General features: G+C 74.6%; 21 protein-coding genes and 1 tRNA gene. 15 read left to right on the plus strand and 7 right to left on the minus strand.

The features are described from left to right. Positions 1-7: 7 nt before the first annotated feature. The 4 genes from STTU_RS21925 (at position 8) to STTU_RS21940 (ending at position 5520) form a co-directional block, all read left to right on the plus strand. The gene (locus STTU_RS21925) at positions 8-655 is read left to right on the plus strand and encodes an RNA polymerase sigma factor (RefSeq protein WP_007826929.1); all 648 of its coding nucleotides are present in this window, start codon (positions 8-10) and stop codon (positions 653-655) included. A 77-nt stretch (positions 656-732) separates the two neighbouring features. Next, the gene (locus STTU_RS21930; RefSeq protein ID WP_043255977.1) at positions 733-1617 is read left to right on the plus strand and encodes a hypothetical protein; all 885 of its coding nucleotides are present in this window, start codon (positions 733-735) and stop codon (positions 1615-1617) included. 467 nt (positions 1618-2084) lie between these two features. Further along, positions 2085-3008, plus strand: coding sequence for an AfsR/SARP family transcriptional regulator (locus tag STTU_RS35605; protein ID WP_043255979.1), 924 nt, complete (start codon positions 2085-2087; stop codon positions 3006-3008). Beyond that, positions 2917-5520 (plus strand): ATP-binding protein, encoded by a 2604-nt coding sequence (locus STTU_RS21940; RefSeq protein WP_234019295.1) that lies wholly within the window; start codon positions 2917-2919, stop codon positions 5518-5520. Before STTU_RS35605 ends, STTU_RS21940 begins: the two co-directional genes overlap by 92 nt. 467 nt (positions 5521-5987) lie before the next feature. Here the strand turns inward: STTU_RS21940 and STTU_RS21945 are convergent, their stop codons facing one another. Both STTU_RS21945 and STTU_RS21950 read right to left on the minus strand, forming a co-directional pair. Further along, positions 5988-7823, minus strand: a complete 1836-nt coding sequence (locus STTU_RS21945) for a TerD family protein (RefSeq protein WP_007826951.1) — start codon at positions 7821-7823, stop codon at positions 5988-5990. Positions 7824-8027: 204 nt separating this feature from the next. Continuing rightward, positions 8028-8103, minus strand: a tRNA-Arg gene (locus tag STTU_RS21950). 312 nt (positions 8104-8415) lie between these two features. Between STTU_RS21950 and STTU_RS21955 the strand changes: the two genes are divergently transcribed. Beyond that, on the plus strand, positions 8416-10314 hold the full coding sequence (locus tag STTU_RS21955; RefSeq protein ID WP_007826953.1) for a dynamin family protein: 1899 nt from the start codon (positions 8416-8418) through the stop codon (positions 10312-10314). Then, complete coding sequence (locus STTU_RS21960; RefSeq protein ID WP_106432169.1) at positions 10311-12506, plus strand: YfjP family GTPase; 2196 nt, start codon at positions 10311-10313, stop codon at positions 12504-12506. Before STTU_RS21955 ends, STTU_RS21960 begins: the two co-directional genes overlap by 4 nt. Positions 12507-12523: 17 nt before the next feature. Here the strand turns inward: STTU_RS21960 and STTU_RS21965 are convergent, their stop codons facing one another. Further along, positions 12524-13534, minus strand: a complete 1011-nt coding sequence (locus STTU_RS21965) for a LysR family transcriptional regulator (RefSeq protein WP_052862400.1) — start codon at positions 13532-13534, stop codon at positions 12524-12526. A 165-nt stretch (positions 13535-13699) separates the two neighbouring features. Here STTU_RS21965 and STTU_RS21970 point away from each other — a divergent pair, with 165 nt between their 5' ends. From STTU_RS21970 to STTU_RS21995, 7 genes are all read left to right on the plus strand, one after another. Next, a complete protein-coding gene (locus STTU_RS21970; RefSeq protein ID WP_007826956.1) occupies positions 13700-14062 on the plus strand; it encodes a DoxX family protein in 363 nt (120 codons plus the stop codon). Beyond that, complete coding sequence (locus tag STTU_RS35940; RefSeq protein ID WP_267881232.1) at positions 14059-14184, plus strand: hypothetical protein; 126 nt, start codon at positions 14059-14061, stop codon at positions 14182-14184. The genes STTU_RS21970 and STTU_RS35940 overlap by 4 nt, the downstream gene beginning before the upstream one ends. A 263-nt stretch (positions 14185-14447) precedes the next feature. Beyond that, positions 14448-15593, plus strand: a complete 1146-nt coding sequence (locus STTU_RS35945) for a single-stranded DNA-binding protein (protein WP_043257645.1) — start codon at positions 14448-14450, stop codon at positions 15591-15593. Between the two features lie 317 nt (positions 15594-15910). Then, complete coding sequence (locus STTU_RS21980; protein WP_007826959.1) at positions 15911-17323, plus strand: Cys-Gln thioester bond-forming surface protein; 1413 nt, start codon at positions 15911-15913, stop codon at positions 17321-17323. 797 nt (positions 17324-18120) lie between these two features. Next, positions 18121-19785, plus strand: coding sequence for an energy-dependent translational throttle protein EttA (gene ettA, locus STTU_RS21985; protein WP_007826970.1), 1665 nt, complete (start codon positions 18121-18123; stop codon positions 19783-19785). Between the two features lie 6 nt (positions 19786-19791). Next, entirely contained in the window at positions 19792-20241 is a 450-nt protein-coding gene (locus tag STTU_RS21990) for an acyl-CoA thioesterase (RefSeq protein ID WP_007826977.1), read from the plus strand. 111 nt (positions 20242-20352) lie between these two features. Next, complete coding sequence (locus STTU_RS21995) at positions 20353-21090, plus strand: hypothetical protein (RefSeq protein ID WP_007826980.1); 738 nt, start codon at positions 20353-20355, stop codon at positions 21088-21090. Here the strand turns inward: STTU_RS21995 and STTU_RS22000 are convergent. Continuing rightward, complete coding sequence (locus STTU_RS22000) at positions 21074-21832, minus strand: ArsR/SmtB family transcription factor (protein ID WP_063894617.1); 759 nt, start codon at positions 21830-21832, stop codon at positions 21074-21076. The two genes, STTU_RS21995 and STTU_RS22000, sit on opposite strands and share 17 nt — an antisense overlap. A gap of 65 nt (positions 21833-21897) precedes the next feature. Between STTU_RS22000 and STTU_RS22005 the strand changes: the two genes are divergently transcribed. Continuing rightward, positions 21898-22371, plus strand: a complete 474-nt coding sequence (locus tag STTU_RS22005; RefSeq protein WP_043255982.1) for an OsmC family protein — start codon at positions 21898-21900, stop codon at positions 22369-22371. On the opposite strand, the gene STTU_RS22010 is transcribed toward STTU_RS22005, so the two are convergent. Then, positions 22355-22759, minus strand: coding sequence for a globin (locus STTU_RS22010; RefSeq protein ID WP_007826986.1), 405 nt, complete (start codon positions 22757-22759; stop codon positions 22355-22357). The genes STTU_RS22005 and STTU_RS22010 overlap by 17 nt on opposite strands. 234 nt (positions 22760-22993) lie before the next feature. On the opposite strand from STTU_RS22010, the gene STTU_RS22015 reads away from it, so the two are divergent. Beyond that, positions 22994-24004: a methyltransferase domain-containing protein gene (locus tag STTU_RS22015; protein WP_007826990.1), complete on the plus strand. Its 1011-nt coding sequence runs from the start codon at positions 22994-22996 to the stop codon at positions 24002-24004. 79 nt (positions 24005-24083) lie between these two features. Here the strand turns inward: STTU_RS22015 and STTU_RS22020 are convergent, their stop codons facing one another. Both STTU_RS22020 and STTU_RS22025 read right to left on the minus strand, forming a co-directional pair. Beyond that, complete coding sequence (locus STTU_RS22020) at positions 24084-25343, minus strand: FHA domain-containing protein (RefSeq protein WP_043255985.1); 1260 nt, start codon at positions 25341-25343, stop codon at positions 24084-24086. Positions 25344-25471: 128 nt separating this feature from the next. Then, positions 25472-26794 carry a vWA domain-containing protein gene (locus tag STTU_RS22025; RefSeq protein WP_043255987.1) on the minus strand — a complete coding sequence of 441 codons (1323 nt, stop codon included), beginning with the start codon at positions 26792-26794 and terminating at the stop codon, positions 25472-25474. Between the last annotated feature and the right edge of the window lie 107 nt (positions 26795-26901).

Raw genomic sequence — 26901 nt, forward strand, 5'->3', positions numbered from 1 at the left:
ACTGAGCATGGAACTGAACGACGCTGGTCCCGCCGCCCCGGTCGGGGGGATATCCGACCGCGAGCTGTGGACGCGGGCCGTCGACGGCGACCGCGAGGCGTTCGGCCGGATCTTCGACCGGCACGGCAAGGCCGTCTACAACTACGTGTTCCGGCGCACCGCCGACTGGTCCGAGGCCGAGGACCTCACCTCGACCGTCTTCCTGCACGCCTGGCGCCGCCGGGCCGAGACTGTCCTCGACCGCGACTCGGCCCTTCCGTGGCTGCTGGGCATCGCGGACCGCCTGCTGTCGAACACCAGACGGCGCCTGAGACGGGCCGACGCCCTGCTGCGCCGGCTCGTCTCGCACGACGAACAGGTCGGCGACCACGCCGAGCGCGTCGCCCACCTCGTGGACGACGAGCGCCGCATGTCGGAGATCCACCGGGCCCTGGCCCGGCTGCCGCGCCACGAGCGCGAGGTCGTCGAGCTGTGCGTGTGGTCCGGCCTGGACCAGCGGGCAGCCGCGGCGGTGCTGCGCGTGGCGGTCGGGACGGTGAAGTCCCGGCTGCACCGGGCGCGGCGACGGCTCGGCGCCGATCTCATCAGCGTGGCCCGGGTCCCGGCGTCGGTCAGCTCCATGCACGCCGACCACTCGAAGGAGGACGCACGATGAATGACATGCAGGGCATTCCCCCGGCGCCTCCCGATCGCGATCTGCCGAACCACCGGCGGATGCGGGAGGAGCTACTGATGAAGATCACCGAACCGGGGGACAACGCCGCCTCGTCGCACCGCAGATGGATGGTGCCGCTCGGCGTCGCCGCCGGGGTGTCGGCGGTCAGCGTCGCCGCCGTGGCGGTCTTCGGCGCCGCGGGCGACACCGAGCCGCGCCCCACCGATCGCGCGCTGAGCGGTACGAGCCCGAGCGGCACCTCCCGGGGCGGCGACACCGCGCCCGGGGCCGCACCGGCCTCCCCGTCCGCGTCCCCGTCGGGTTCGCCGTCCGGTTCCGCGTCGGCCGGGACCGGCTCCGGGCCGTCGTCGAAGCGCTCGACGACCGTCCCGGACACCAACGCGTTCAGGATCACCAAGACGGGGACGACCCCGATCGCGGCGGCGACCACCGCCAAGATCCTCGCCTCCTGCCTGGGACCGGATGCCTCGCGCTTCCACTCCGTCGTCGCGCTCCGCACCCCCGCCGCCGGCGACACCACGGACGGCGTCGTCGTGGCCGTCGACTCGGCCGGTCAGTACGCGCAGTGCGCCGCGAAGGGCGAGAAGGGCAGCAGCCCGGACGTGCCGCCCACCTTCATCAACGACCGGCTGTGGGGCACCGGCCGGGTGATCTCGTACTTCGACACCGTCCAGGAACCGACCGGAGACGGCCAGTTCCTCATCTCGGGCGCCGGGCACTACACGTCCGCTGTCGCCCGGGTCACCGTCAGCTACGGCGACAAGCCGACGGAGTACCCGGCCCGCATGGCGGGGGGCGCGTTCGTCTACGCGGCGACCCTTTCCCCCGACACGCCCCCCGACCGGCACTTCGCCGGTCCCGACGTCTACGTCCACGCCTACGACGCCTCGGGAAAGGAGGTCTACGACCAGGCGAAGGACCCAAAATTCACGAGCGACTGAGTCGCGGCGCCGAGCGGCCGTGGTGCGCCGCGAGAGCACGGGGCGGGCCCCGGCCCGGAGCCCCACGACCCGGCACGTACCACGACCGGCGAGCGGGACACCGCCTCCTACCGGGCCCGGGGGCGGGGTCGTGCCGGGTCCGGGGAGCGGGACGTACGGAGGGCGGCGGACGGGGCGGTACGGGGGGCCGGGAGCCGGACGGTACGGGAGGCCGGGAGCCCGACGGGATGGGGGGCCGGGAGCCGGGCCGTGCGGGGGGACGGGCCGAACCGGGAAACGTGCCGTGCCGGGGGCCGGGGGTCCGGTCGCGCCCAGGCGCGGGGCACCGGGCGTACCGAGGTGCGTTGGACCGGCCGTACCGAAACCCGGGAGGCTGCCGTACCGACGCCCGGGAAGGGGGAGGCCGGCCGTGAACGGCGGTCTCCCGGCGCCTCGCTGACCGGGAGTCTCGATTACAGTGCGCCCTCATGAAGGCGCTTTCCCCGGACGGAAGCGGCATACCCGCCGCTCCGCCGCTGCGCGTGCGCCTCCTCGGCGGATTCTCCGTCACCCGCGACGGAGGCGCGCCCTCCGCCCAGCGGTGGGCGCGGCCGAGCGCCCGCACCCTGGTCAAACTCCTCGCGGTGGCGCCGGGCCACCGGCTCCACCGCGAGGAGGTCATGAGCGTCTGCTGGCCCGAGGCGGACGCCCGCGCCGCCGCCGGGAGCCTGCGCGTCGCCCTGCACGCGGCCCGCCACGCCCTCGAACCCGAGCTCCCCCCACGCGCCGCCTCCTCCTACCTCGTCGCCGACGGAGCGCTCCTCTCCCTCGCGCCCGGCCTCGTGCGGGTCGACGCCGACGAGGCCGAGAGCGTGGCACGCGCGGCCCTCCGCCTCGGCCACATGCCCGAACTCTCGGCGGCGCTCGGCCTGTTCACCGGCGAACTGCTGCCCGAGGACCGCTACGCGCACTGGGCGGCGACCCGGCGCGGACAGCTCGCGCTCCTGCGCGAGCGGCTGCTGCTCCGCCTCGCGGAGGGACATCTCGACGCCGCCCCCGAACGGGCGGCGGCCTTCGCCCAGCAGGTCCTCGCGGCGAGCCCCGCCGAGGAACTGGCCCACCGCGTCCTCATCGACGCCCTGCTCCGCCAGGGCCTGCGCCGACGCGCCGTGCACCAGTACCACGTGTGCCGCGAGGCGCTCGACACGGAACTCGGCGTGCGTCCCGCCCCCGAGACGGAGCGTCTGCACCGCGCGGCCCTCGCCGCCGCCCCCGCCCCGCTGCCCCACCGCCCCGCCGCTGCCCGCGCCCGTCCGCGGGGTGCGCGGCGCCCTTCCGCTGCGCGGGCGCGCCGCCGCGCTGGAGCGGCTGCTCGCCCCGCAGGGCCCACCGGTCCGGCTCCTCACCGGTGAGGCGGGCGTGGGAAAGACGCGGCTCGCGGGCGAGGTCGCGCGCCGGGCGAGCGAGGCGGGCACGGCGGTGCTGTGGGGGAGCGGCCACGACGCCGAGGGGCACACCCCCTACGGGGCCTTCGCCGAAGCGCTCGACGGCTGGCTCGCCGAGCACACGGCGGCGGAACGGGCCGGGGTGGGCGCCGAGTACCCCCAACTCGCCTCCTTCCTGCCCTCCCTGGGCCGGGCCGGGGAAGCGCGCGGGCGCAGCCCGGAGGAGGAGCGCGACCGCCTCTTCCGGGCGAGCACGATGCTGCTCGCCGACCTCGCCACCCGGTGCCCCGTCCTCGTCGTCCTCGACGACCTGCACGCCGCCGACACCGGCTCCTTCCAGCTCCTGAGCCACCTGGCCCGCCGGTCCAGGGACCGCGGGACCGCGCTGCGCTTCCTCGTCACGTACCGGGAGGAGGAGGTGCCCGAGGGCGACGCGCGCCGCGCCGCCGTGACCGCGCTGCTACGCCAGCGACTTGCCGTGCGCGAGGAGGTGGCCCGCCTCGGAGAGCGCGACTGCCTCGCCGTGGCCAGGGACGCCGTGGCCGGGGACGGTGTGGCCGGGGACGGCGTGGCTGGGGACGGCGTGGCTGGGGACGCCGTGGCCGGGGCCCCGGACGGCGACTGGGCCCGGCGCGCGTGGGAACTGTCGCTGGGGAACCCGCTGTTCGCCGTGGAACTCGCCCGCGGCCTCGCCGAGGACCCGGGCGGCGCCGGTACCGGACGCGCGCCCGAGGGTGTCCGCGAACTCGTCGCCGGGCGGCTGGCCCGCCTCGATCCCGACGCGCGCCGCGTGGTCGAGGCGCTGTCCGTCGCGGGCGGCGAGGCCGCGCTGTCCGAACTGCTCGACGTCGCCGCGCACGGCCTGCGTCCTCCCCTGGCGGGCCACTCGGCGGCCGAGGCCCTGGAGCGGGCCGTCGCCGCCTCGATCGTCGAGGAACGCGAGGTCGTGGTGGCCGGGCGCCCCGAGGAAGGTCTCGCGTTCCGCCACCCGCTCGTCCGCCTGACCTGCTACGAACGGCTGAGCGCCGCACGCCGCAGAGGACTGCACGCCGCCTTCGCGCGCGCCGTCGCGCACCGCCGCCCGGACGCCGTCGACACCCTCGCCTCGCACTACACGCGCGCCGACGACCCGCGCGCCGCCGACTACCTGCGCCGCGCGGCCGAGCGGGCGGCGGGCCTCTACGCGAACGACACCGCCGACCGCTACTACCGCGACCTCGTCGCCCGGCTCGACGTGGACGCCGCCCGTGCCCGCCTCGCGCACGCCCACGTCCTGCGCAGGATGGGCGACTACGAGCGGGCGGTCGAGGTGCTGCGCCTCGCTCTCGCCGAGTTCGAGCGGCGCGGCGAGCACGACGACACGGTGCACACGGCCGCGCTGCTCGCCGAGACCCTCGGCAAGACCAGCGCGCCCGCCGCCGCCCGGCGCGTCCTGCGCGAGCACCCGGTCACGCCGGACACGGCCCCGGCCCCGGCGGCGAGCCACCACCTCGCCCGCTCCCTCGTCCTGTGCGTGCGGGGGCGGTACGCGGCGGGGGCCGAGGCGACGCGGCAGGCCCTCGCCGCCGCCCGGCGGGTGCCGGGGACGGCCGGGGAGGGCCTCATCGCGCGGGCCTACGCCCTGCGCGCGGCCAACCTCGGCCTGGCCGGGCGCTTCGACCGGGCCCGCGAGGCGGGGGACCGCGCGCTGCCCCCGGCCGAGGCGTACGGGGACCCGACCCTGCTCGGCTCCGTGCTCTCCACACTGCGCGAGAACGCGCGGCGGGCCGGACGGCTCCACGAGGCCCTGGAGACCGGTTCCCGCGCGCTCGCCCTCGCCGAGCACTCCGGCGACCCGACCGCCGCCGCCTTCGAACGCGCCAACCTCGCCGAACTGCGGCTCCTGCTCGGCGAACCCGAACCCGCCCGCGCGCTCGCCGAACAGGCCGTGACGGGCGCCGAGCCCTACGACGCCTGGTGCTTCCCGTACGCCCTCACGACGCTCGCGCGCGTCCGCGCGCACCTCGGCGGGACGGCCGAGGCCACCGCCCTGCTGGACCGCGCGGAGAAGGTCGCCGCCGCGCACGGCGACCGGCAGGCCGAGCACGAGGGCCGCACCGCCCGCGCCGAACTCGCCCTGCACGCCCGCCGCCCCGAGGAGGCGCTCCGCGCGCTCGAAGGCCACCGCGCCGACGCCCCTGTCCTCGCCGCCTGGGCGGAACTCCTGTGCGGCAGGCCCGCGGACGGCCTCCGCCTCGCCCGCGCCGAAGCCACCCGGGCACGGCGCACGGGGGAGCGCCTGGCCGAGATCGAGGCACGCCTCGCCCTCGCCACCTGCCTCTCCCGGCTCACCCGCACGACCGAGGGAGCCCGCGAGCTCGCCCGCGCGGAATCACAGGCCCGCACCCTCCCCTACCCAGCGGGAACCCGCCGAGCGACCTGGGCCAGACAACTGCTCCCACCACCGGACGAGAAAACCGCACCTCCGCCGCCACGCTGACCGGCCAAGGCCCTCCGGGCAGAGGGAGAGGCCGGTGCCCGGCCGGACCCGCGGCCTCACCGAGCCCTCGCACCGTACGGCGCCCGCCTCGTACGCGCGCCCGCCGGGGGACTGCCTGGGGCGGGTGATCACGCCCGTGTCCGTGCCCCGCTCGGCGCCGAACTCGGCCGCCCGCCCGGCGAGTCCGGCGTCGTGGAGCACTCCCTCGGCCGCTCGCACGCCGACACCCGTACGGCCAAGCTCTCGACGCCCTGACCGCGCGCTTCGCGGAGGTCAGCGGGCCGGGCCTCCGCGCGGCGGCCGTGGGATTCGGCGGCTGCGCGGGCGGCCTGACGTCGGCCGTACGTCTCACGGGGCCGGGCGCGGTGGTCTTCGACGCCATGCGTCGACTTCGCACCCGGCTGGGGCGGCGGGCCCGGTCGGTTCCGTCGCTTGGGCCGTGTGGAGACGGGCGGTGGCTCTCCCGCTCAGCTCTCGACGTCCACGCCGTACCCCCGGGCCAGGGCGTCGAGTCCGTGGTCGTAGCCCTGCCCGACGGCGCGGAAGCGCCATACGGGACCGCGTCGGTAGAACTCGGCGAGGATCAGCGTGCGTTCGGTGGTGGCGGCGTCCAGCGTGGCGCGGGCCAGCGGGGCGGCGCCGTGGCCGGGGCTGACGGCGATCTGGACGGCGCCGACCTCCCCGAAGGTGGCGTCCCCGTCGACGGCCGCCGCGACGACGATCCGGCGCGAAGCGGGGGGCAGAGCGCCGAGAGACAGGTCGAAGGACTGCTCCGCCGGGCCGTCGGTGAGCAGCCGGACGGTCCCGGCGGGATTCTCCGGGGCGCCGTAGAAGACGAAGTCCTCGTCGAAGGTCACCTGTTCGTCCTCGTCGAGCACGAACGCGACGACATCGACCGCGCACCGCCCCCGGGACGCCCAGCTCGCGGTGGCGCGCCAGGTGAACAGCTCCGCCTCGGGGGAGGACACCGGCAGATCGACGACGCCACCGCGAGGCAGGACGAGCGGCGGTACGGGGCGCGGGGCGTCGGCCCGCTCCGCCCCCTCGCTCCTCGGCGGCGCCGCCGATGCCGGAGCGGCGAGCCACGCCTCGTCGTGGACGGGCAGCCCGAGTCCGGCGATCTTGGGCAGACGGCGGTCCGCTTGCCCGTCGGCGAGGCGGACGACATCGGTGACGCTGCGGGAGAGATTGACGGCGGCGGACCCGCCCAGCTCCACGATCCGGGCGCGCGCGGCCGAGGCCGCTTCGTGCGACCCACCGAGAACGAGCACGCGCCGCCCCGCCAACGGTGTGCCCGGCGTGGGAACGGCGGGCAGGGCGGACGGCGTGTTCCGGGGTGCCGGCACGACCGGGACGGATCGGCTGTTCGGCGGGGCGGCCTGATGGGGCGTGCCGGACCGCACCGCCCCGAGCAGTCGCAGGAAGGCGTGCTCGTCGATGACGGGCACCCCCTCGGCGGCGGCCCTCCGTGCCTTGGCCGAACCGGACGCGGGCTCATTGGTGACGAGCACACTCGTGTGCCCGCTGACCGAGGACATCACGTTCAGTCCGGCGGCCACCGAGCGGGCGACCAACTCGGCCCGCGACGTCGCGGTCTGCCCCGTGAGGGCGATCTTCATCCCCTGGACGAGCCGGCCCCCGGGCTCCATGCGCCCCGGATTCCGGTACGCGCAGGGGGTTTTCGGCGGCTGCGGGGCGAACTGCGGGTCCTGCCGCGGTGGACACGTCACGAAAGGCAGCGGAAGGTCGAGCCGGGCGGCCTCCCGCAGAGTGGCGCGGAAGATCCCGGCCAGTACCCGGGTGTCGTCGAGGGCGTCGTGCGCCCTTGTCCGCGGCACGCCGTAGTGCGCCGCCAGGGAGTCGAGCTTCATGTCCCTGGTGGGCGGATCGACCTGGCGATTGAGCGCCAGGGTGCACAACCGGCGCGTGACCGGCAGGTAGAGCCGGGCGCGGGCGAACTCATGGGCCAGGAAGTCGTAGTCGAACTGCGCGTTGTGGGCCACGAGAACACGGTCCTGGAGCATCGCCCCGAGCCGCCCGGCGATCTGGTCGAAGGCCGGCGCGCCGCTCAGCCGCTCCCGGGTCAGTCCGTGCACGTCCACCGGCCCCGGATCGCACCCGGGATCGACCAGCGTGGAGAACTCCCCGGTCTGCTCCCCGTCGGGTCCCATCGTCACGACCGCGACCGACAGGACACGGTCGCGCCGGGCCATCAGCCCTGAGGTCTCCACGTCGACCAGCGCCCAGTCGTGGGCGTAGTCGGCCATGGCGGACATGTCGAAGGAGGGCACGACGAGACTCATGAGGCCAAGGATGCGGCGATATACAACACCCCTACAAGCGGTACATCCCTTTGTCCGGATTCGAGCCGCACCCTCGCGTCCGAGGCGGGGGAGAGCCCGGACGCGGGCGAGGCGAGGGACACTTCCGGCTCGCGCCCGGGGACCCAGGACCCCCCGCACGACGAAAGCGCCCTCCCGAGGGAGGGCGCGGCATGCCAGTACCCGTGGCGCCCCCGGCAGGACTCGAACCTGCGGCCAAGCGCTTAGAAGGCGCCTGCTCTATCCACTGAGCTACGGGGGCCGGTCGTGTGCGGCCGGTGGCCGGGAGCCCTGGTACGGGCAGGGCGGTGACCTTGCCGGGGACAAGGATAGGGCTCCGGGGTCCGTGTCCCTGCTGCTTCGCCTGCGCGCCACGTTGTGTAGGTTCAGTGAAGCGGTCCCGATAATCGCAGGCAGGTGCGAATCACGCATCGTTTTGAGGCCCACCGGTGCCAGGGTGTTGTGCACTCGTTATCCCTCGGCCTTCCCGCTCCCTTCCACCGCCCGGGTTCCCTTGCCACGCGGAAGCGGCCAAACGCTTCAATATGTCGCCAAAACCGGGCATTCTGCGCATGTGGTGACCTTGGATGCACGGCCTCAGCTTCTCGACGCCCTTACCGACCTGCGCGACCGCGTCGCCGCCGTGCGCTGCCCCCTGCCACTGCCAGGCGCTCCACGCGCCCGCGCCAACAGGGACGAACTGCTCGCCCAGCTCGACGACTACCTCCTTCCCCGCCTGCGCACGCCCGAGGCCCCGCTCCTCGCCGTCGTCGGCGGCTCGACCGGCGCGGGCAAGTCGACCCTCGTCAACTCGCTCGTCGGCCGCCGGGTCAGCGAGGCCGGGGTCCTGCGCCCCACGACCCGCAACCCGGTGCTCGTCTGCCACCCCGACGACCACCACTGGTTCGCCGACCTGCGCGTCCTCCCCGAACTGACCCGCGTCTGGGTCCCTCGCCAGGACTCCGCCCGCCCGGCGGACCACTCCGGTTACAGCGGCTACGAGGAAACCGACGCTCCCTACGAGGACGAGTACGGCGCCTACGACGACGAGGGCTACGACACCGCCGAGGAGAGCCGCGGCCGGGTGCTCCGCATCGAGACCGCCGAAGCCCTGCCGCCCGGACTCGCCCTGCTCGACGCCCCCGACATCGACTCCCTCGTGGTCCGCAACCGCCTCCTCGCCGCCGAACTCATCTGCGCCGCCGACATCTGGATCATGGTGACGACCGCGAGCCGGTACGCCGACGCCGTGCCCTGGCACCTCCTGCGCACCGCGAAGGAACAGCGGGCCACGCTCCTCACCGTGCTCGACCGCGTGCCCCACCAGGTGCTCGGCGAGGTCTCGCAGCGGTACGGGGCACTCCTCACCAAGGCCGGGCTCGGCCACGTCCCCCGCTTCACCGTCCCGGAACTCCCCGAGTCCACCGGCGGAGGAGGGCTCCTGCCCGCCACCGCCGTCGCCCCGCTGCGCGCCTGGCTCGCGCACCGCGCCGCCGACCCGTACGCACGGGCCCGCGCCGTCGGCCGCACGGCACGCGGCGCGCTCGGCTCCCTGCGCCGCCGCATGCCCGAACTCGCCGCCGCCGTCGCCGCCCAGTACGCCGCCGCCGTCCGGCTCAGCACCGCCGTGGACGAGGCCCACGCCCTCGAACACGCGCGCCTCCACGAACGGCTCCAGGACGGCGCCGTCCTCGCCGGGGACGCCCTCAAGCGCTGGCAGGCCCACCCGGTCGACTGCACCTCCGCCGAACTCCTCGACGCCCTCGTCGACAGCCTCGCCGCCCTCCTGCTCTGCGCCGTCACCGCCGCGGACGAGCACATCGACGCCCGCTGGCGCCGCGAACCCGCCGCCCGCGCCCCCGAACTGCGCCCCTCCTCCACGGCGGACACGGAATCGCTCGCCCACCGCATCGGTGTCGCGGTCCGGCGCTGGCGGCGAGTCGTCGAGGAGTACGCGGAGGAAGAGGTGCGCGCGCTCGACCACTCCACGGCCCCCGACCCGGAGTCCGTCACGGCGCTCCTCGTCACCGCGCTGCTCGGCGGCCGGCGCGGCGGGGTCGCGGGCGAGTCGCTCGCCGAACGGATCGGCGCGGAGGCCGCGGTACGCCTTCGCGACCGGGGCGGCGAACTCCTCGGCGAATGCCTCGACCGCGTACTCGGCGCCGAACGCGAACGCCGCCTCGCCCCGCTCGACGCCCTCGGCATCGGCCACGAACCGCAGTCCGCGCTCATCGCCGCGCTCTCCGTCGTGGAGAAGGTGCGCGAGGTACGGCCCGCCGTCATCCCCCGGCCCGAGTCCGTCGCCGTACCCGTACCCGCCATCGCGCCGAGCCCCGTCGCCGCGGCTGCCGCCCCCGAGGCGTTCGCCGCCGCCGACACCGCCGCACGCGGTCCGGTGCCGGCCGCCGCCGGGGCGGGCCACGCGGAAGACCACGCCCGAGCCGCCGAGACAGAAGGAGGGGCGAGCGCGTGAGCACCGCCGCCACCGAACACCAGGACCACCCCGGCAGCGCCTCCGACACCCCCGAGGGGCGCGGCGGCCACCTCCCCGCCCCGGAGCACCCGGCACCCGAAACCCCTGCGGCCGACGCCGTGGGCGAGGCCGCCGCCCATGGCGCGTCCGGGGCGCCGGGCACCGCCGGAGGCGCGTCGGGCTCCCACCCGGGAGAGGGCGCCACACCCGGTGCCGCGCGGGTGCCCGCCCCGGCCGACGGGACCACGCCCCGGACCGGCCCGCTTCCGGGACGTGCGGAGCACACTCCTCAGGCCGCCACGAGCCCCGTCGCGGAAGGGGCTCAGCCTTTCGGGGCCGGGGCAGAGCCCGTCGAGACGGACCCCCGAACCCCCGCCGAAGACGCCACCTCCGCCCAGCACACGGGCGGTACCGATGTCAGGGCGAACGCTCAGCGCCCGGCCTTCGACGACGGGCTCATCGCGCGCCGCGCGGGGCCGGGCGGTACGTGCCCGGACCTCACGACGCGCGAGGCCACCGGCAGCCGCGGCGGCGGGGCGGAGGTGCGGGCCTTCCGCGAGGGTCCGCTGCGGGAACGGCTCGACGCGTTGCGCGAACTCGTCGGCCTGTCCCGCGCCCGCCTCGACGAGGACACCCTCGTCGAGGCGGGGCGTGTGCTCGACGAGGCCGCCGCGCGCGGCCGACTCTCCGGCCGCCACACCGTCGTCGCGCTCGCCGGGGCCACGGGGAGCGGCAAGTCGACGCTCTTCAACACCCTCGCGGGCGCCAACATCTCCGACACCGGCGTCCGGCGGCCCACCACCTCCGCACCCCTGGCGTGCAGCTGGACGGACGGCGCCGCCGGGCTGCTCGACCGGATCGGGGTTCCCGGACGGCTGCGACGCCGGCCCGTACTGCCCCCCGAGGGCGACGGGGAACTCAGCGGGCTCGTCCTCGTCGACCTGCCCGACCACGACTCGGCGGCGGCCGAGCACCGCGCCCAGGTCGACCGTGTGCTGGGCCTCGTCGACGCCGTCATCTGGGTCGTCGACCCGGAGAAATACGCCGACGCCGTCCTCCACGAGCGCTATCTGCGCCCCCTCGCGGGGCACGCCGAGGTCACGTTCGTCGTCCTGAATCAGGTCGACCGGCTCCCCGCCGAGGCCGCCGACCTCGTCCTCGACGACCTGCGCCGCCTGCTCGACGAGGACGGCATGCCCCTCGGCGAACACGGCGAACCCGGCGCCACGGTCCTCGCCCTCTCCGCTCTCAGCGGCGAAGGGGTCGGTGAACTGCGCGAGATGCTCGGCGAGTTCGTCGGCGAGCGCCGCGCCGCCGCACGCCGTCTCGCCGCCGACATCGATCTCGTCGCCGAACGCCTGCGCCCCCTCTACGCGGCCGGGCGCACCCCCGGGCTCAGCGAGGACGCCCGCGTCGCCTTCGCCGACCGGCTCGCCGAAGCCGTCGGCGCCACGGCCGCCGGCGAGGCGGCGGAACGCGCCTGGCGCCGCAACGCCAACCGCGCCTGCGGCACCCCGTGGCTGCGGCTGTGGCACCGGTACGAGGAGCGCCGCGCCACCGAGCAGCCCCGCCCCGCCCCCGAGCCGCCGCGCGAACCGGAACCGGTCGCGCGCCAACGGGTCGAACAGGCCGTGCGCACCGTGGGCGAGGAGGCCGCGCGCGGCCTGCCCGAACCGTGGGGCGTCGCGGTCCGCGAGACGGCGGTACGTGGCACGAAGGGCCTTCCGCGCGCGCTCGACACCCTCGCCGAACGCGCCACGCGCCCCGCCGCGAGGCCCCCGCGACCCGGCTGGTGGCCGGTCGCCGTCGCGACCCAGGTGCTCATGACGGCGCTCCAGGTCATCGGCGCACTGTGGCTGTTCGCCCAGGTGACCGGGGTACTGGCCCCCGAGGTGACGATCGCGGCGCTGCTCCTGGGCACGGGCGTCGTGGGCGGCCCGGCGGTCGAGTGGTCCTGCCGTATCGCCGCCAGGGGACCGGCCCGCCGCTACGGGGCCGAGGCGGAGCGGACCCTGCGCGAGGCCGCTGCGGGCTGCGGCAGGGCGCGCGTACTCGACCCGGTGGCGGCGGAGTTGCTGCGGTACGAGGAGGTGCGCGAGCAGTACGTACGGATGGCGGGACCGGGGCCCGCCGTGGGCACGGGCTCCCGCACGGTGCCGGAGAGCGTGTTGCACGGCGGGGCGACGGTGTAGGAGGCGGTACCGGGTGTTCATCCGGCCTCGCCCGGGGGACCGGTCAGGGCCGTGCCACGGTAGGCGGCAGCCGCGAGGGCGACGAAGGAGCGCACGAGCGGATCGGTGCTGCCCTCGTTCCACGCCACCAGGACCCGGCTCGGGGGCATCCCGGTGAGCGGTACGACCGTCAGGCCCGGCGGCAGGTCGTGGCCGAAGGGGCCCCGTAGGCGGGGGACGGGAGCGGACCGGCCGGGGGCGGACTGGCCGAGGCCGGAACGGATTAGGGTGGACCGGCTGGGGACTGACCGGCGGGGGGTGGACTCGCCGGAGTGCTCGCCGGCCAGCGGCATGAGTCCCACCGTCCCGCTCCACAGCACCGCGTGCAGGCACTCCCGCACGACCCTGACGACCGGCCCCTCCCCGGTCCCTCCGCTCCAGTAGTCCTGCCAGAGCGGATCGGTCCCCGGCGGAAACCGGAACCAGGGACGCTCCGCCAGATCCGCTCGCGTGAGGGACGCGGCGTCGGCCAGCGGGTCGTCCGCGCGGAGCACGACCCCCACCGGGTCGCGCCGCAACTCGCGTACCGACAGGCCCGTTTCGTCGAACGGGCCCCGCGTCAGGGCGACATCCACCCGGCCCGCCCGCAGTCCGCAGGTCGGATCGGTGAGATCCGTGTCCCGCACCCTGAGCCCGATACCCGGGTGACGCGCGCGGAACGCCTCCGCGAGACGGCTCGCGCCCGGGTCGGCGCTGTCCCCCAGGATGCCCACGTCGAGCCGCGCCGCACCCGTCGCGGCGGCGACCCGCTCCCGTACCCGGTCGGCGTGGTCGAGCAGTCCCCGCGCCTCCTCCAGAAGCACGCTCCCGGCTGGGGTGAGCGAGACCCCGGCGGGCGAGCGCAGGAGCAGCGGGGCGCCCACCCCGGCCTCCAGCTTCTTGATCGCACGGCTCAGCGGCGGCTGACTCATGTGCAGCCGGGCGGCGGCCCTGCCGAAGTGCGCCTCCTCGGCGACGGTCACGAAATACCGCAAGGTGCGTAGCTCCATCCTGGGACGATACCGATCGGGTATGGGGGGTGCGGAAGAGGTCTTGGACGGGGGAGGGCCCCGCGTCGTGCAATCGGAGGCGGATGGCGGAGGGCCGGCGCGTGCGAGCGAAGCTCCGGGCACGCGGGTTCGTTCCGCCCGGACCGACTTCTGCGGACAGGGATCATGAACATCGCGTACTGGATACTCGCCGGCCTCCTGGCCCTCTTCTACGCCTACGGGGGAGTCCTCAAGACCGTGCGCTCCCGCGACGGGTTGCGGCCGATGATGGCGTGGGTGGACCGGGTGCCGCTGCCGGCGCTCAGGGGGCTGGGCGTGGTCGAGGTGCTGGGCGCGGCGGGGCTGGTCCTGCCGCCGCTCACCGGTGTCGCGCCGTGGCTCGCGCTCGTGGCGGCGGTCGGCTTGACGGCGCTCCAGGCAGGCGCGATACCGGTGCACCTGACCGGCGGGGACAGACGGATCGAACTCAACGCGGGGCTCCTTGTGGCTGCGGGTGTCACGGTGTGGCTGGCGACCGTGTGGCTGTGAGGCGGGCCAACCGGGTGGGCGCGCCGCGAGGGCTCGGGCGCGTCCTCTCGGACACGGTCGACGAGGGCGCGGACGCGGAGGCGCGGCAATGGATGCCTGCCTCCGGCGCGGCCTGCTCGTGACAGTACGTGAGAATTCCTCGAAGTGTCGAAATGTGAAAAATTCACTCATCCTTTCGAGTGAGAGGTGTCCGCGTTTTCTGAACTGACCTGCGGAAACGCGGCCTTGGATCTGTGTTTCGCCGTCGGGACGCCGTTCGGCGGGTGCGAACTGTCAGTTCCCTCTGTCACTGTGTGTGCATGCCCGGAGCCGATGCGACCGGAGCGCATACGACAGGTGCGGCGTGCCCGAACGCGCCGCGCGCAGACGATCCGAGGGGGACGAGATGAACGACACGATGGTGACGGTGGTCGGGAACGTGGCGACCGATCTGGTGTTCCGCGAGACGCAGGGCGGGGCCATGGCCCGCTTCCGGCTCGCGGTGACGGGCCGCCGCTGGCACAGGGAGGAGCAACGCTGGGTCGACGGGCACACCAACTTCTTCACGGTGGCGACCTGGCGCTACCTCGCGCACAACGTCTCCTCCTCGGTGGCGATCGGTGACCCGGTCGTCGTGCACGGGCGACTGCGGTTGCGGGACGAGGTGTACGAGGGGGAACGGCGGCTCTCGGCCGAGATCGACGCCGTCTCGGTGGGGCACGACCTGGCACGGGGCACCTCGGCCTTCCGCAGGCCCCCGCGTGGCGACGCGCGTTCGGACGCGGCTGCCACGGTGGTCGCGCGGGAGCGGAAGTACGGGCCCGCGTCGTGGGGACCGGCCGCGGACGCGGCGGGGACGGCGGGCCCGGCGACGGACCTCGGCGGGGCTGCGAGGCGGGGGCCGGCGCGGGTGGTGGACGTGGTGGACGAGATGTTCCTGCGGCAGGGGGCTGACCTCGGCGGGGAGGAGAGGGGCACGTCTTCGGGCGGGGCGGACGGTGGGGAAAGCGGGCAGGAGAGGCAGGCTCCGGCTGGTACGGGCTTGACTCCGGCGGCCCCGAGCCCCGGCCAGGCTCCTGCCCTTGCCGGTCCGGCTCCCGCCCTTGCTCCGGTTGCCCCGGTTTCGAGCGCGGTTCCAGTCCCGGCGCCGGTCGCGGCCCAGCCCCAGGCTCCGGTCACGGTTCCGGCTTCGGGCCCGTCCTCAGCCGCGGCTTCGGTCCCGGCGGCGAAGCGGCCCGTCCCGTGGGTCACCACGCCTCCCGCTCCCGACGATGAGCCGGGTGCGAGGGCTTCCTCCCGGCGCAAGGCCACGGAAGCGCGGGTGGCGCCGTCCGCACCGGAGGAGGCCGAGCCCGTCGCCACCAGTACGCCCGCCCGTGCCACCCGCCGCCCGGCGACCAAGCGGCGGGTGCGGGCAACGGAAGGAAATTCCGCGCCTAGTAAGGGGGTTGGTGCGAAAACGGGGACGGGGACGGATGCGCTGGTGGGGGTGCGCGAGGCGGTGTCCGTGGGCGCGTCGCTGGGGGACCCCGACGCGGTACCGCCGTTCTGAGGGCGACTTTGACTGTGAGAGCGGAAGGCCCGCACGTGCGGCCATGATCTGACAGGCCCTCATGTAATCCGTATTACCGACCACTTCGGTCAGCTGAGGAGGAACGGAACCGGCGGGGATAACGATTGAGACGCAATGGGATTGTCGGATGGTGCGACGGGGAAGCGGGGTGTCTCCCCTCCCTAGGATTCCCGGCAGACCGCGCGGGATTCTGACCCGCCGGGCCCACGGGGCACTTGGCACCGAAATTTCTGTCGGCAGGACCCCACCCCACGCGCGGCGCGAGGCCGCACGGGTCCTGCCCGGAGGGGAACTACATGTTTTTCGTACGCAGGCGGGGTGCCGCCCGCCTCGCCGCAGCGGTATTCGTCTCGGGACTCGTCGCCACCGGCGCGATCACGGGCGCGAGTGCGGCGGCGGCGGACGAGGCTTCCGGACACCAGGGAGGTGCGACCGCCACTCTCGGCGGGCTGAGCAAGAGCAGTGACGCGGCGGTGATCCACGAGAACGGCAAGGACCAGCGCGTCCAGGCCGGGCTCTTCACGATGGCCGTGGAGCAGGGCGGCGCGCTGCAGACCTACTGCATCGACATCCACCACCCGACCCAGGACGGCGCGAAGTACCAGGAGACGCCCTGGAGCGGTACCTCGCTGAACGCCAACCCGGACGCCGGCAAGATCCGCTGGATCCTGGAGAACTCCTACCCGCAGGTCAACGACCTCGCGGGGCTCGCGGCGAAGGCGGGCAGCGGGGCGCTCACCGAGGGGACGGCCGCGGCCGGGACGCAGGTGGCGATCTGGCGGTACTCGGACGGCGCGGACGTCGACGCGGTCGACCCGGCGGCGGAGAAGCTCGCCGACTACTTGGAGAAGGCCGCGCAGAACGTTGCCGAGCCGAAGGCGTCGCTGGGCCTTGAGCCCGCGGCGGTTTCCGGCAAGGCGGGCGAGAAGCTCGGGCCCGTCACGGTCCACACCAACGCCGGCACGGCGCAGGTGGAGGTCGGCGGGGACGCGGCGACGGCCGGGGTCAAGCTCGTCGACAAGGCGGGCAAGGCCGTCGAGTCGGCCGCGGACGGCGCGCAGCTGTGGTTCGACGTTCCCGCGGGGGCACAGCCGGGCTCGGCCTCGGTGAACCTCCAGGCGACGACGAACGTGCCGGTGGGGCGTGCCTTCGCCTCCGAGACGCGGAGCCAGACGCAGATCCTCGCCGGTTCCAGCGACTCGACGGTCTCCGCGACCGCGAGCGCCACGTGGGGCGAGAGCGGCCCGATACCCGCCGTCTCGGCGGAGAAGAACTGCGCCAAGAGCGGCGTGGACGTGACCGCGAGCAACCAGGGTGACAAGCCGTTCACCTTCGAACTCGCCGGTCAGCAGCACACGGTGGAGGCGGGCAAGTCCGCCACGATCACCGTGCCGGTGAAGGAGGACCAGTCCTACGACCTCACGGTGAAGGGCCCCAACGGCTTCACCAAGGAGTTCAAGGGCGTCCTCGACTGCAAGGTCGCGTCGAGCGGCGGCGCGAGCCCGGCGGGCGGGCAGTCCCCGCTGCCGAGCGCCTCGCCGACGACCGCCGCGCAGGGCTCCGGCTCGGACTCGGGCTCGGGTGGCGACCTCGCCGCCACCGGTGGCTCCAGCGCGACCCCGGTGATCGCCGGTGTGGCCGTGGTCCTCGTGGTCCTCGGCGCGGGCACCGTCTTCTTCATCAAGCGCCGCAAGCCGGCCGGTCAGTGAGTGACCAGTCCGTGACGGACTAGCCGCCCGTCACAGGGCTCCGGGGCCGCTGTCCCCGGAGCCCGGTCGGGGGCGGCAGGGTCCGGAATGGTGGTCGCCGTGGCGCGTGCCACCTGGGACTTCGGCCCGCCCCCGGCTACCGGCCGAGCCACCGGTTGCCGCCGGTTCACGTAGGACGGCGGCCTCGGGCCAGCGCCGCGCGGGCCGCACCGGGCCCGGTACCGCGCGTATCGCCTGGGGCGCCCGGCTTTGGGCTACGCCCCGGCCGCCTGGGATCGCGTACCGCCCGTTCCCTCGGGCCGTCCCGGCCCCTTACCGTCGCCCCGCCTCCTACAGCCTGGGCCTCCCCCTCCGCCGCTCCGCCTCCGTACAGCTTGGGCCGCCCCTCCGCCCCGTACCGGCAGGGCCGCTCCTCTCTCGCACCACCCGGGGCCGCTCCGTCCGTCACCTCGCCCCCGCCGCCTCGACCCCCTCCCCGCTACCTGTCCGCAGCCCGCACTCCCCGGCAGGATCCCCCTCGCCTCATCGCGACGCGCTCTGCGCCCAAGCTCAGCGCGATACCTACAACCGCGCCCACGTCCTCCCCGCCACGCTCCCGTCACCCCCAGTGACCCCACCCTCACCCCTGCCCCCGGAAACCCCCAGCTCACGCACCCCGTGGGGGAACGGGTTTCCGCCCGGGGGGGAGCGTGCGGCAAGATGGGTGTGTCTGCCCTCCGGCGGGGCCCCGGGGCTCGGGGGAGGGCGGAGTCCCCCTTAGGACGACTGTCAGAATCCAGACTGCCGGACGGTTTCTCTTGGCTGAGTACATCTACACCATGCGCAAGACGCGCAAGGCTCACGGCGACAAGGTGATCCTTGACGACGTGACGCTGAGCTTCCTGCCGGGCGCGAAGATCGGTGTTGTCGGGCCCAACGGCGCCGGTAAGTCGACCGTCCTGAAGATCATGGCGGGCCTTGAGCAGCCCTCCAACGGGGACGCCTTCCTCTCGCCCGGCTACAGCGTCGGCATCCTGCTCCAGGAGCCCCCGCTCGACGAGTCGAAGACCGTCCTGGAGAACGTCCAGGACGGCGTCGCGGAGACCATGAAGAAGGTCAACCGCTTCAACGAGATCGCCGAACTCATGGCGACCGACTACTCCGACGCGCTCCTCGAAGAGATGGGCAAGCTCCAGGAGCAGCTCGACCACGCCAACGCCTGGGACCTCGAAGCCCAGCTCGAACAGGCCATGGACGCCCTCGGCTGCCCGCCCGGCGACTGGCCCGTGGTCAACCTCTCCGGTGGCGAGAAGCGCCGCGTCGCGCTCTGCAAGCTGCTGCTCGAAGCGCCCGACCTGCTGCTCCTCGACGAGCCCACCAACCACCTCGACGCCGAGTCGGTGAACTGGCTGGAGCAGCACCTCTCGAAGTACGAGGGCACCGTCGTCGCCATCACCCACGACCGGTACTTCCTCGACAACGTCGCCGGCTGGATCCTGGAGCTGGACCGCGGCCGGGCCATCGGCTACGAGGGCAACTACTCCACGTACCTGGAGACGAAGCAGACCCGTCTCAAGGTCGAGGGCGCGAAGGACGCCAAGCGCGCCAAGCGCCTCAAGGAGGAGCTGGAGTGGGTCCGCTCCAACGCCAAGGGGCGGCAGGCCAAGTCGAAGGCGCGCCTGGCCCGTTACGAGGAGATGGCCGCCGAGGCCGAGAAGACCAGGAAGCTGGACTTCGAGGAGATCCAGATCCCGCCGGGGCCCCGTCTGGGCAACGTCGTGATCGAGGTCGACCACCTCAACAAGGCGTTCGGCGAGAAGGTCCTCATCGACGACCTCTCCTTCACCCTCCCGCGCAACGGCATCGTCGGCGTCATCGGCCCGAACGGCGCGGGCAAGACCACGCTCTTCAAGATGCTCCAGGGCTTCGAGGAGCCCGACGCGGGCAACATCAAGGTCGGCGAGACCGTCAAGGTCTCCTACGTCGACCAGGGACGCTCCAACATCGACCCGAAGAAGACGCTGTGGGAGGTCGTCTCGGACGGTCTCGACTACATCAACGTCGGCCAGGTCGAGATGCCCTCGCGCGCCTACGTCTCCGCGTTCGGCTTCAAGGGCCCCGACCAGCAGAAGCCCGCCGGGGTCCTCTCCGGTGGTGAGCGCAACCGCCTCAACCTCGCGCTCACCCTCAAGCAGGGCGGCAACCTGCTGCTCCTCGACGAGCCCACCAACGACCTCGACGTCGAGACGCTCTCCTCGCTGGAGAACGCCCTGCTGGAGTTCCCCGGCTGCGCCGTGGTCGTCTCGCACGACCGCTGGTTCCTCGACCGCGTGGCGACGCACATCCTCGCCTACGAGGGCGAGTCCAAGTGGTTCTGGTTCGAGGGCAACTACGAGTCGTACGAGAAGAACAAGGTCGAGCGACTCGGCGCCGACGCGGCCCGCCCGCACCGCGCCACCTACAAGAAGCTGACCCGGGGCTGAGCGATCGTGGCGCGTCACCTCTACCACTGCCCGCTGCGCTGGGCCGACATGGACGCCTTCGGGCACGTCAACAACGTGGTCTTCCTCCGCTACCTGGAGGAGGCCCGCATCGACTTCATGTTCCGGCTCAAGCCCGAGGGCGACGGACCGTCCTTCTCGGGCGGCTCCGTCGTCGCCCGGCACGAGATCGACTACCTGCGACCGCTGGCGCACCGGCACGCGCCGGTCACCATCGAGTCGTGGGTGACGAACCTGCGCGCCGCGGCCCTCACCATCGCCTACGAGGTGAAGGACCCGGAGACCGCGGACAGCCCCGAGGTGGTGTACGCGCGCGCCTCCACGGTCGTCGTCCCGTACGACCTCAAGGCCGGGCGGCCACGCCGCATCACCGCGTACGAGCGCGAGTACCTGGAGAAGTACCGCGACGACGCCGGGCCCGGCGGGCTGGTCGCATGACGACACCGGACATGACCGGACACCGCGCATGACCGGACACCGGGCTTGACGGACACCGGGCGTGATCGGACACCTGGCGTGATCGGACACTGCGCATGACGGGACTGTTGCATGAGTGACACGTCGGTGCGGTGCGCCGACCCGGGGGAGGCCGCGGACCTCGCGGCCTTCCTCGGGCGGCTGCTCCACTACGACAAGGCCGCCGCGGTACGGCTCCAGGCCGCGGCGGGGGCGCTCGCCGTCTTCGGCCGGCCGCCGTCCTTCGAGGTCCTCGCGATCCGTACGGTGCGGCTCGCGCCGCGGCCGGACGCGCCGACCTTCGACGTGACGGTCTCGGCGGGCGACCTCCTGGAGTCCGTGGACGAGGCCACGGCGCGGTTCGCCGTGCCCGCGCCCGTCACGGGCCCGCCCTGGGCGGGGCTCCTGCCCCCGCGCGGCGGCTGGCACCGCGAGCCGGTCGCGCTCCTGCCGCAAGCGGTACGGGGCGCGGTCGCCCAGGCCGTGGCGGAGTTCCGTACCCGCATGGAACGCCTCGCCCCGGCCGGGCGGACGCGTGCCGAACTCGACCGCATCGGCGGCGAGGTCTGGTCCCGTACGGTCGGCGACACCTCGCTGCCCGTACGCGCGGCGCACGCGGCGCAGGCGCTCGGCTTCCTGCGCCCGCTCGTGTCCCCGCAGGCCCCGGGCGCCACGAGCCCGCGCCTGCCGCAGGACGCCGACGACCCCGACGCCGCGCACTCGCTCGCGCTCTTCAGCTCCGGCGCCTGGCTGCGCCTGCGCACCCCCTACGGCTCCGTCGCCGTCCGGCGCGGGGGCCTCGGGATGCTCGGGATCAGCCCGCGCTCCTGAACCCCACGGTTCCTTCGGCCGTACGCGGCTCCGCCGTGTCGATGCCCCAGCGGTCCGCGAGCAGCGCCCGCCCCGCCGGGGTCACCGTCAGGCCCCGGTCCGTGCGGTGGCGTTCGACCCACCCGGCGGTGAGGAAGCGCGCGCCGACCGCCGCGCCCAGCGCCCCCGCGAGGTGCGGGCGGCGCTCGGTCCAGTCCGCGCACGAACGGACCGTGGGCCTGCGCGCCGCACGCGCCGCTCCCACGTCCACGCCGAGCGCCGCGAAGCCCTCCGCGCCCGCCGGGGTCAGCCCCTCGCGCAGCCATCCCGAGGCGTGCCACGCCTCGCTCAGGGCGACGCCGAGCCGCCCGGCGAGGTGGTCGTAGCAGAACCGGGCGGCGGCGAGCCGTGCGGCCTGGCGGCTCGGGCGGTAGCCCCGTACGGGCGTCGGCCCTGTGAGCGCCCCGAGCGCTTCGAGCGCGCGCGCCACTTCGGGCCCCGCGAGCCGGTAGTAGCGGCGCCGCCCCGACGCCGTGCACTCCAGGAGCCCGGCGGCGACGAGCACGGACAGGTGCTCGCTCGCGGTCGACGCGCCGACCCCGGCGGCGCGCGCCAGCTCACCGGCCGGGCGCGCGGTGCCGTCCATGAGCAGATTGCAGAACACGGAACGCGCCGGGGCCGCGAGCGCCTGCGCGACCACGCTGAAGTCGCGGTCGCGGCCGGGCACGGAGGCCGTCGCGGAGACGGTCACGGAGCTGGACATACGTCCGACGATAGTCCGGGCATCCTTCGGTACGCACCGAAACGACCCCGCCCTACGGTCGCCCCATGACGACGCGGCCCGCACCCCACGCCTACCTCGCCCTCCTCCAGTGGCAGGGCTCCACCGCCACCGGAATCCGCGGCTACTCCCGCACCCACACCGCCCTCGCCCCGCCCGCCGCGCAGCGCCTCGCCCTGAGCGCCGACCCGGCGTTCCGCGGCGATCCCGAACTGCTCAACCCGGAGCAACTGCTCCTGACGGCCGCCTCCTCCTGCCAGTTGCTGTCGTTCCTCGGCGAGGCGGCGCGCGCGGGTGTGGAGGTCCTGGCGTACGAGGACGAGGCGAGCGCCCGCCTCGACCCGGAGCGCGGACGGCTCGACGCGATCCGCCTCGCGGTGACCGTACGGGTGGCGCCCGGCACCGACCCGGAGGCCGTACGGGAACTCGCCGCGCGCGCCCACCGCGCCTGCTACGTGGCGAACAGCCTCGCCGTACCCGTCGAGGTGGACACCGAGGTGGAGGTCAGCCCGCGCGGTTGACCATGGAGGCGGCGGCGTACGTGAGGTAGGTCCACAGCGTGCGGTCCTGCTCCTCGGTGAGGTCGAGGTCGTCGACGGCGGCGCGCATGTGCGTCAGCCACGCGTCGTGCGCGGCACGGTCCACGGCGAAGGGCGCGTGGCGCATCCGCAGCCGGGGGTGGCCGCGGTTCTCGCTGTAGGTGCGGGGGCCGCCCCAGTACTGCATGAGGAAGAGCGCGAGCCGCTCCTCGGCCGGGCCGAGGTCCTCCTCCGGGTACATCGGGCGCAGCAGCGGGTCCCCGGCGACGCCCTCGTAGAAGCGGTGCACCAGGCGCCGGAAGGTCTCCTCGCCGCCGACCTGCTCGTAGAAGGTCTGCTCCTGGACTGTGCCGTGCGGGATCTCGTTCACGTGTCCATCGTCTCAGACGCCCCGGCCGAGGACCCGGGTCGTAGGACCGCCGCCCGACACCGCCCGCCGCCGGACGCCGAACCCGTCCGCCGGATCCCGCGCCCGCCCGCCGCCGGAGCCCGCGCCCGCCCGACGCCGCATCCGCCCGCCGCCCCCCCCCGCTCCCGCCGACCCGTCCGAAAGCACCCCGCACGCGTACTCGCTTCCCGCCCCCACGCCCCCCACAGTGGACCCATGACCCCGCAGCCCGCCCAGCCCGCGAGGGCTCCCCGGACCGAGGAGGAGTGGCAGGACCTCGCCACCCGCTCGCGCGAGGGCCTCCTGCGCCGCCTGTCCCGCGAGTGCGACCTGCTCGACGAGGACTCGCCCTGGTACGCGGCCTTCGCCTCCGTCCCGCGCCACTACTTCGTGCCGTACTACTACGTCCGCGCCCCCACCGGCGGCTTCGAGCGGCTGTGGGGCGAGGACCCCGACCGTGAGCGCCGCGCCCGCTGGCTCACGGGGGCCTACGCCGACGTCCCGCTCGCGACCCGGCTGCGGGACGGCGAACTCGTCTCGTCGAGCAGCCAGCCCTCGCTCATGGCCCGCATGCTCACCGGGCTCGACGTGCGCCCCGGCGACCGGGTCCTGGAGGTCGGCGCCGGTACCGGGTGGAACGCCGGGCTGCTGTGCCACCGCCTCGGCGAGGACCTCGTGACGACCGTCGATCTCGACACGGAGATCACCGAATCGGCGCGCGCGCACCTCGCGCGGGCCGGGTTCCGGCCCGAGGTCGGCACGGGGGACGGGATGCGCGGCTGGCCCGCGCGAGCCCCGTACGACCGCGTCCTCGTCACGGCGGCGGTCAACACGGTGCCGCGGGCGCTGCTGCGGCAGTGCGCCCCGGGCGCGCTCGTCGTGGCGCCGCTCGCGACGGGGCTGCTCGCGCTGCGGGTGCGGGACGCCGAGCACGCCGAGGGGCGATTTCTCGCCACACCCGCGTACTTCGTCCCGATGCGGGGTGCCGAGCGCACCCCCGAACCGGCCCCCTATCTCGGCGGGCTGCCCTCCTGGGCCGCGCGGGACGAGGACTTCCACTTCCTGCTCGCGCTCACCTCGGGCACCCTCGACCCGCACGAGGCGCTGGCGCTGTGGCGGCGCGAGCAACTGCCCGCCAGGGAGCGCTTCGGAGTCACCCTGCGCGGCGAGTACCTGTGGGCGTGGCTCGACGACCCGGACGGGCCGTACGCGTGGGCGCTGCCGTGACGGCCCGCCCCGGACAGCAAGCGGGGGCCGCACGCGCGTGGCGTGCGGCCCCTCCGGGATGTTGCTCGCGGGGTGTCGCTCAGCCGCGGTGGATCGTGATCGTCGTCCACGCGCCGACGTGCACGCGGTCGCCGTCCGAGAGCGGCTGGACCACGAAGGGCTGAATGGGCTCCTCCGAGCCGTTGACCGTCGTGCCGTTCGTGGAGTTCTGGTCCACGACCGCCCACGTGCCGTCCTGCTGGCGCGTCAGCATGGCGTGCTGGTGCGAGACGCCGGGGTCCTCCGGGGGCACCGACAGGTCGATGTCGGGGGTGTTGCCCGTGGAGTGCCGGCGGCGGCCGATCGTGATCTGGCTCCCGGTCAGCTCGACGCGCTGCTCCGGGGAGTACGCGGGCAGGCTGAGCCCGGCAGCCTCGGGGCCGCTGCGCTGCATCATCGCGAGGAAGTACTCGCGATCGGGACCGTACGTGGCGCTCCACGTCCCCGGCACGGGACCGGCGGGGCCCTGCGCGAAGGGGTCACCCGGGCGCGGCCCGCCCGGACCGGGGATGCCCGGACCGTGGGGACCGGGGCCGTTCAGTCCCTGGCCCTGGGGACCGGGGCCGTTCGGCGCCGAGGTGTGCGGCAGCCCACCGCTTTGGCCGGGGCCGTTCGGTCCCGGACCGTTCGGCGGGTACGGGGCGGGCGGGGCGATCGGCCAGTCGTCCACACCGGGCTGCTGCTGCTGCTGTTGCTGCGGTGGCTGGTGCTGCTGCGGCTGTTGCTGCTGCTGGGGTGGCTGCGTGGTGGCGGGGCCGGGCGCGTAGCCGCTCGTCTGGTGGTACGGGTCGGGGAAGCCGCCCTGCGCCGGGCGGGCGCCGTGGTCACCGCCCGTGCCGTTGCCACCGTGGTTGCCGGAACCGCCGCCCGGGTACGAGGACGACTCCTGCTCGCCCTGCCCCGGGTAGCCGGGCGCGGGCCGCTGGATCATGTCCGGGACGATCGGCTCGGGGGGCCTGTTGATCCTGGAGGGCCGCGACTCCTGGTACTCGTGCGTCTGGGGGCCGGGGAATCCGCCTCCGGCGGGCGAGCCGGGCGCGGCCGGCACGTAGGTCGTCGCCGTACCGGTCAGGAAGTTCCATCGGCAGTGCTCGCAGAACGGGCCACCGGATTCGCGTGGCGTACCGCACTGGGGGCAGCGCTCGGCCTCCTGGTTCCCGCTGTGCGGGTATCCGTACGGGCTGGGCGCGGGGGGCGGGGAAGGCGGCGGCACAGGTCCGCCCGACCCGGCCATGCGATGGCCGCAGATCTCGCACCAGTCGTCGGAGCTCGACTGATGTCCGTTCGGGCAGGTCGGCATGTCGGCGCTTCCTCCTCTCCTTCTCTTCTCCGGCCTCCCGGCCGGTCACTGACAGCATCCGGCCCGGCGGGTCCGGAAGGGCGGGCCCACCGCCACACATGCGTCGTGCGGCGGGCGGCGCGCGAGGGCTACTTCCTGACCCGCACGGTCTTGGTGGACCGTGTTTCGAGGGTCATCTCGTCCGCCTCCGTCACTTTCGCCTTCAGTCGCACAGTACCCGCAGGCGCGTCCACGACATCCACCACCTTGGCGAGCAGCTTGGCCGTCGCCTCGTTCCCCGAGGCGTGCGCGAGCTGCACCGCGCGACCGAGCCGGGCCGTGGCGCGTTCCTGGTCACCGGACTTGCGCGCCTGGAGTCCCTCCCGTACCGCTCCCGCGAGTTCGGCCTGTCCCGTGTAGTGCGCGACCTGCGGGTTGAGCTGCGTGGACGCCGCGATGTCGTCCGTCCACACGGCCCGTACGAGCCCCTGCCCGAGGCGCGTCACGGAGCCGTCCGCCTCGGGGACGACGAGCGACACCCGCCCCGCGAGCATCTCCTGGCCGAGCCCGGCGGGCGGCACGCGGACGCAGAAGTGGTAGTCGCGCGATTCGTCGCCCCACGAGCCGGTCGGGTAGTCCCCGGTGCGCGGGGCCGGCTCGGTGCGGCGCGCGGTGAGGTCCTCGACGCTCGGGGCGACCTGCTTGACGAAGACCGGCTCGGCGCCCTGCGGGGTCCACAGGCGCAGTGCGACATCCGCGACCTCCTTGCCCATGACGTTCTCCATCATGCGCGTGAAGTCCTCGGTGAGCGCCTCGGGTTCGGCGACGATGTCGGCGCTGCCGAGGAGCGCGGAGGCGATCCCGGTGACCTCGGCCACCTTCCAGTCGGTGCCGACCCCGCGCGCGTCGCAGGTGAAGCGGCCCGCGCAGTCGTCGAGCGCGGCGCGCAGCTCCTCCGGGGTCTCGTGCTCGTTCCGCCCGTCGGTGAGCAGGATGCCGTGCCGGATCGCGACGGGCGCCTGGGAGAGCAGGCGTTCGGCGAGGCGCAGCCACCTGCCGACGGCGGTGCCGCCGGAGGCCCGGAGCGTGCGCAGCGCCTCCTTCGCCTCGGCCCGGGTGCGGTCGTCGGCGACCGCGAGCGCGCCGCCGCGCGGGTAGACCTCCCTGGCCACGTGCGTGCCCTCGACGACGGCGAAGCGGGTGCCGTCGCGGAGCGTGTCGAGCGCGGCCCCGGTGGCCTCCTTGGCGTGGTGGAGCTTGCTCGGCGGGTACTGCATCGAGCCCGAGCAGTCGACCATGAGCACCACGGCGGCGTCCTGGCCAGGGCCCGCGGCGGTGAGCGCGCCCGTGCCGCCACCCGTCGCGGTCACCGTGACGACGGCGTGCACCTCGCCGGAACCCTCCGGCAGATACGGGTTCTGGTAGACCTCGACCTCGAACCGGGGCCCCTGGGGCTTCGAGAAATTCGCCATGACGTCGTTCCCCCTCATCGACTTCTCACGTACCGACACGACTTCTGACGTGTCCCGGCCTCCGCGGTGCCCCCGCCGTCCTCGCGTGCGGGCGGCGCCGCCGGGGT

It is taken from the genome of Streptomyces sp. Tu6071 (assembly GCF_000213055.1).
Lineage (GTDB): Bacteria > Actinomycetota > Actinomycetes > Streptomycetales > Streptomycetaceae > Streptomyces > Streptomyces evansiae.

Excerpts from the sequence above, each read along its gene's own strand:
- STTU_RS22020 (WP_043255985.1), bottom strand. The coding sequence starts at position 25,343 with ATGCCGACCTGCCCGAACGGACATCAGTCGAGCTCCGACGACTGGTGC.
- STTU_RS21945 (WP_007826951.1), bottom strand. The coding sequence starts at position 7,823 with ATGAGTCTCGTCGTGCCCTCCTTCGACATGTCCGCCATGGCCGACTAC.
- STTU_RS35945 (WP_043257645.1), top strand. The coding sequence starts at position 14,448 with ATGAACGACACGATGGTGACGGTGGTCGGGAACGTGGCGACCGATCTG.
- STTU_RS22025 (WP_043255987.1), bottom strand. The coding sequence starts at position 26,794 with ATGGCGAATTTCTCGAAGCCCCAGGGGCCCCGGTTCGAGGTCGAGGTC.
- STTU_RS22015 (WP_007826990.1), top strand. The coding sequence starts at position 22,994 with ATGACCCCGCAGCCCGCCCAGCCCGCGAGGGCTCCCCGGACCGAGGAG.
- STTU_RS21995 (WP_007826980.1), top strand. The coding sequence starts at position 20,353 with ATGAGTGACACGTCGGTGCGGTGCGCCGACCCGGGGGAGGCCGCGGAC.
- STTU_RS22005 (WP_043255982.1), top strand. The coding sequence starts at position 21,898 with ATGACGACGCGGCCCGCACCCCACGCCTACCTCGCCCTCCTCCAGTGG.
- STTU_RS22000 (WP_063894617.1), bottom strand. The coding sequence starts at position 21,832 with ATGTCCAGCTCCGTGACCGTCTCCGCGACGGCCTCCGTGCCCGGCCGC.
- STTU_RS21965 (WP_052862400.1), bottom strand. The coding sequence starts at position 13,534 with ATGGAGCTACGCACCTTGCGGTATTTCGTGACCGTCGCCGAGGAGGCG.
- STTU_RS21925 (WP_007826929.1), top strand. The coding sequence starts at position 8 with ATGGAACTGAACGACGCTGGTCCCGCCGCCCCGGTCGGGGGGATATCC.
- STTU_RS21980 (WP_007826959.1), top strand. The coding sequence starts at position 15,911 with ATGTTTTTCGTACGCAGGCGGGGTGCCGCCCGCCTCGCCGCAGCGGTA.
- STTU_RS35605 (WP_043255979.1), top strand. The coding sequence starts at position 2,085 with ATGAAGGCGCTTTCCCCGGACGGAAGCGGCATACCCGCCGCTCCGCCG.
- STTU_RS21970 (WP_007826956.1), top strand. The coding sequence starts at position 13,700 with ATGAACATCGCGTACTGGATACTCGCCGGCCTCCTGGCCCTCTTCTAC.
- STTU_RS21930 (WP_043255977.1), top strand. The coding sequence starts at position 733 with ATGAAGATCACCGAACCGGGGGACAACGCCGCCTCGTCGCACCGCAGA.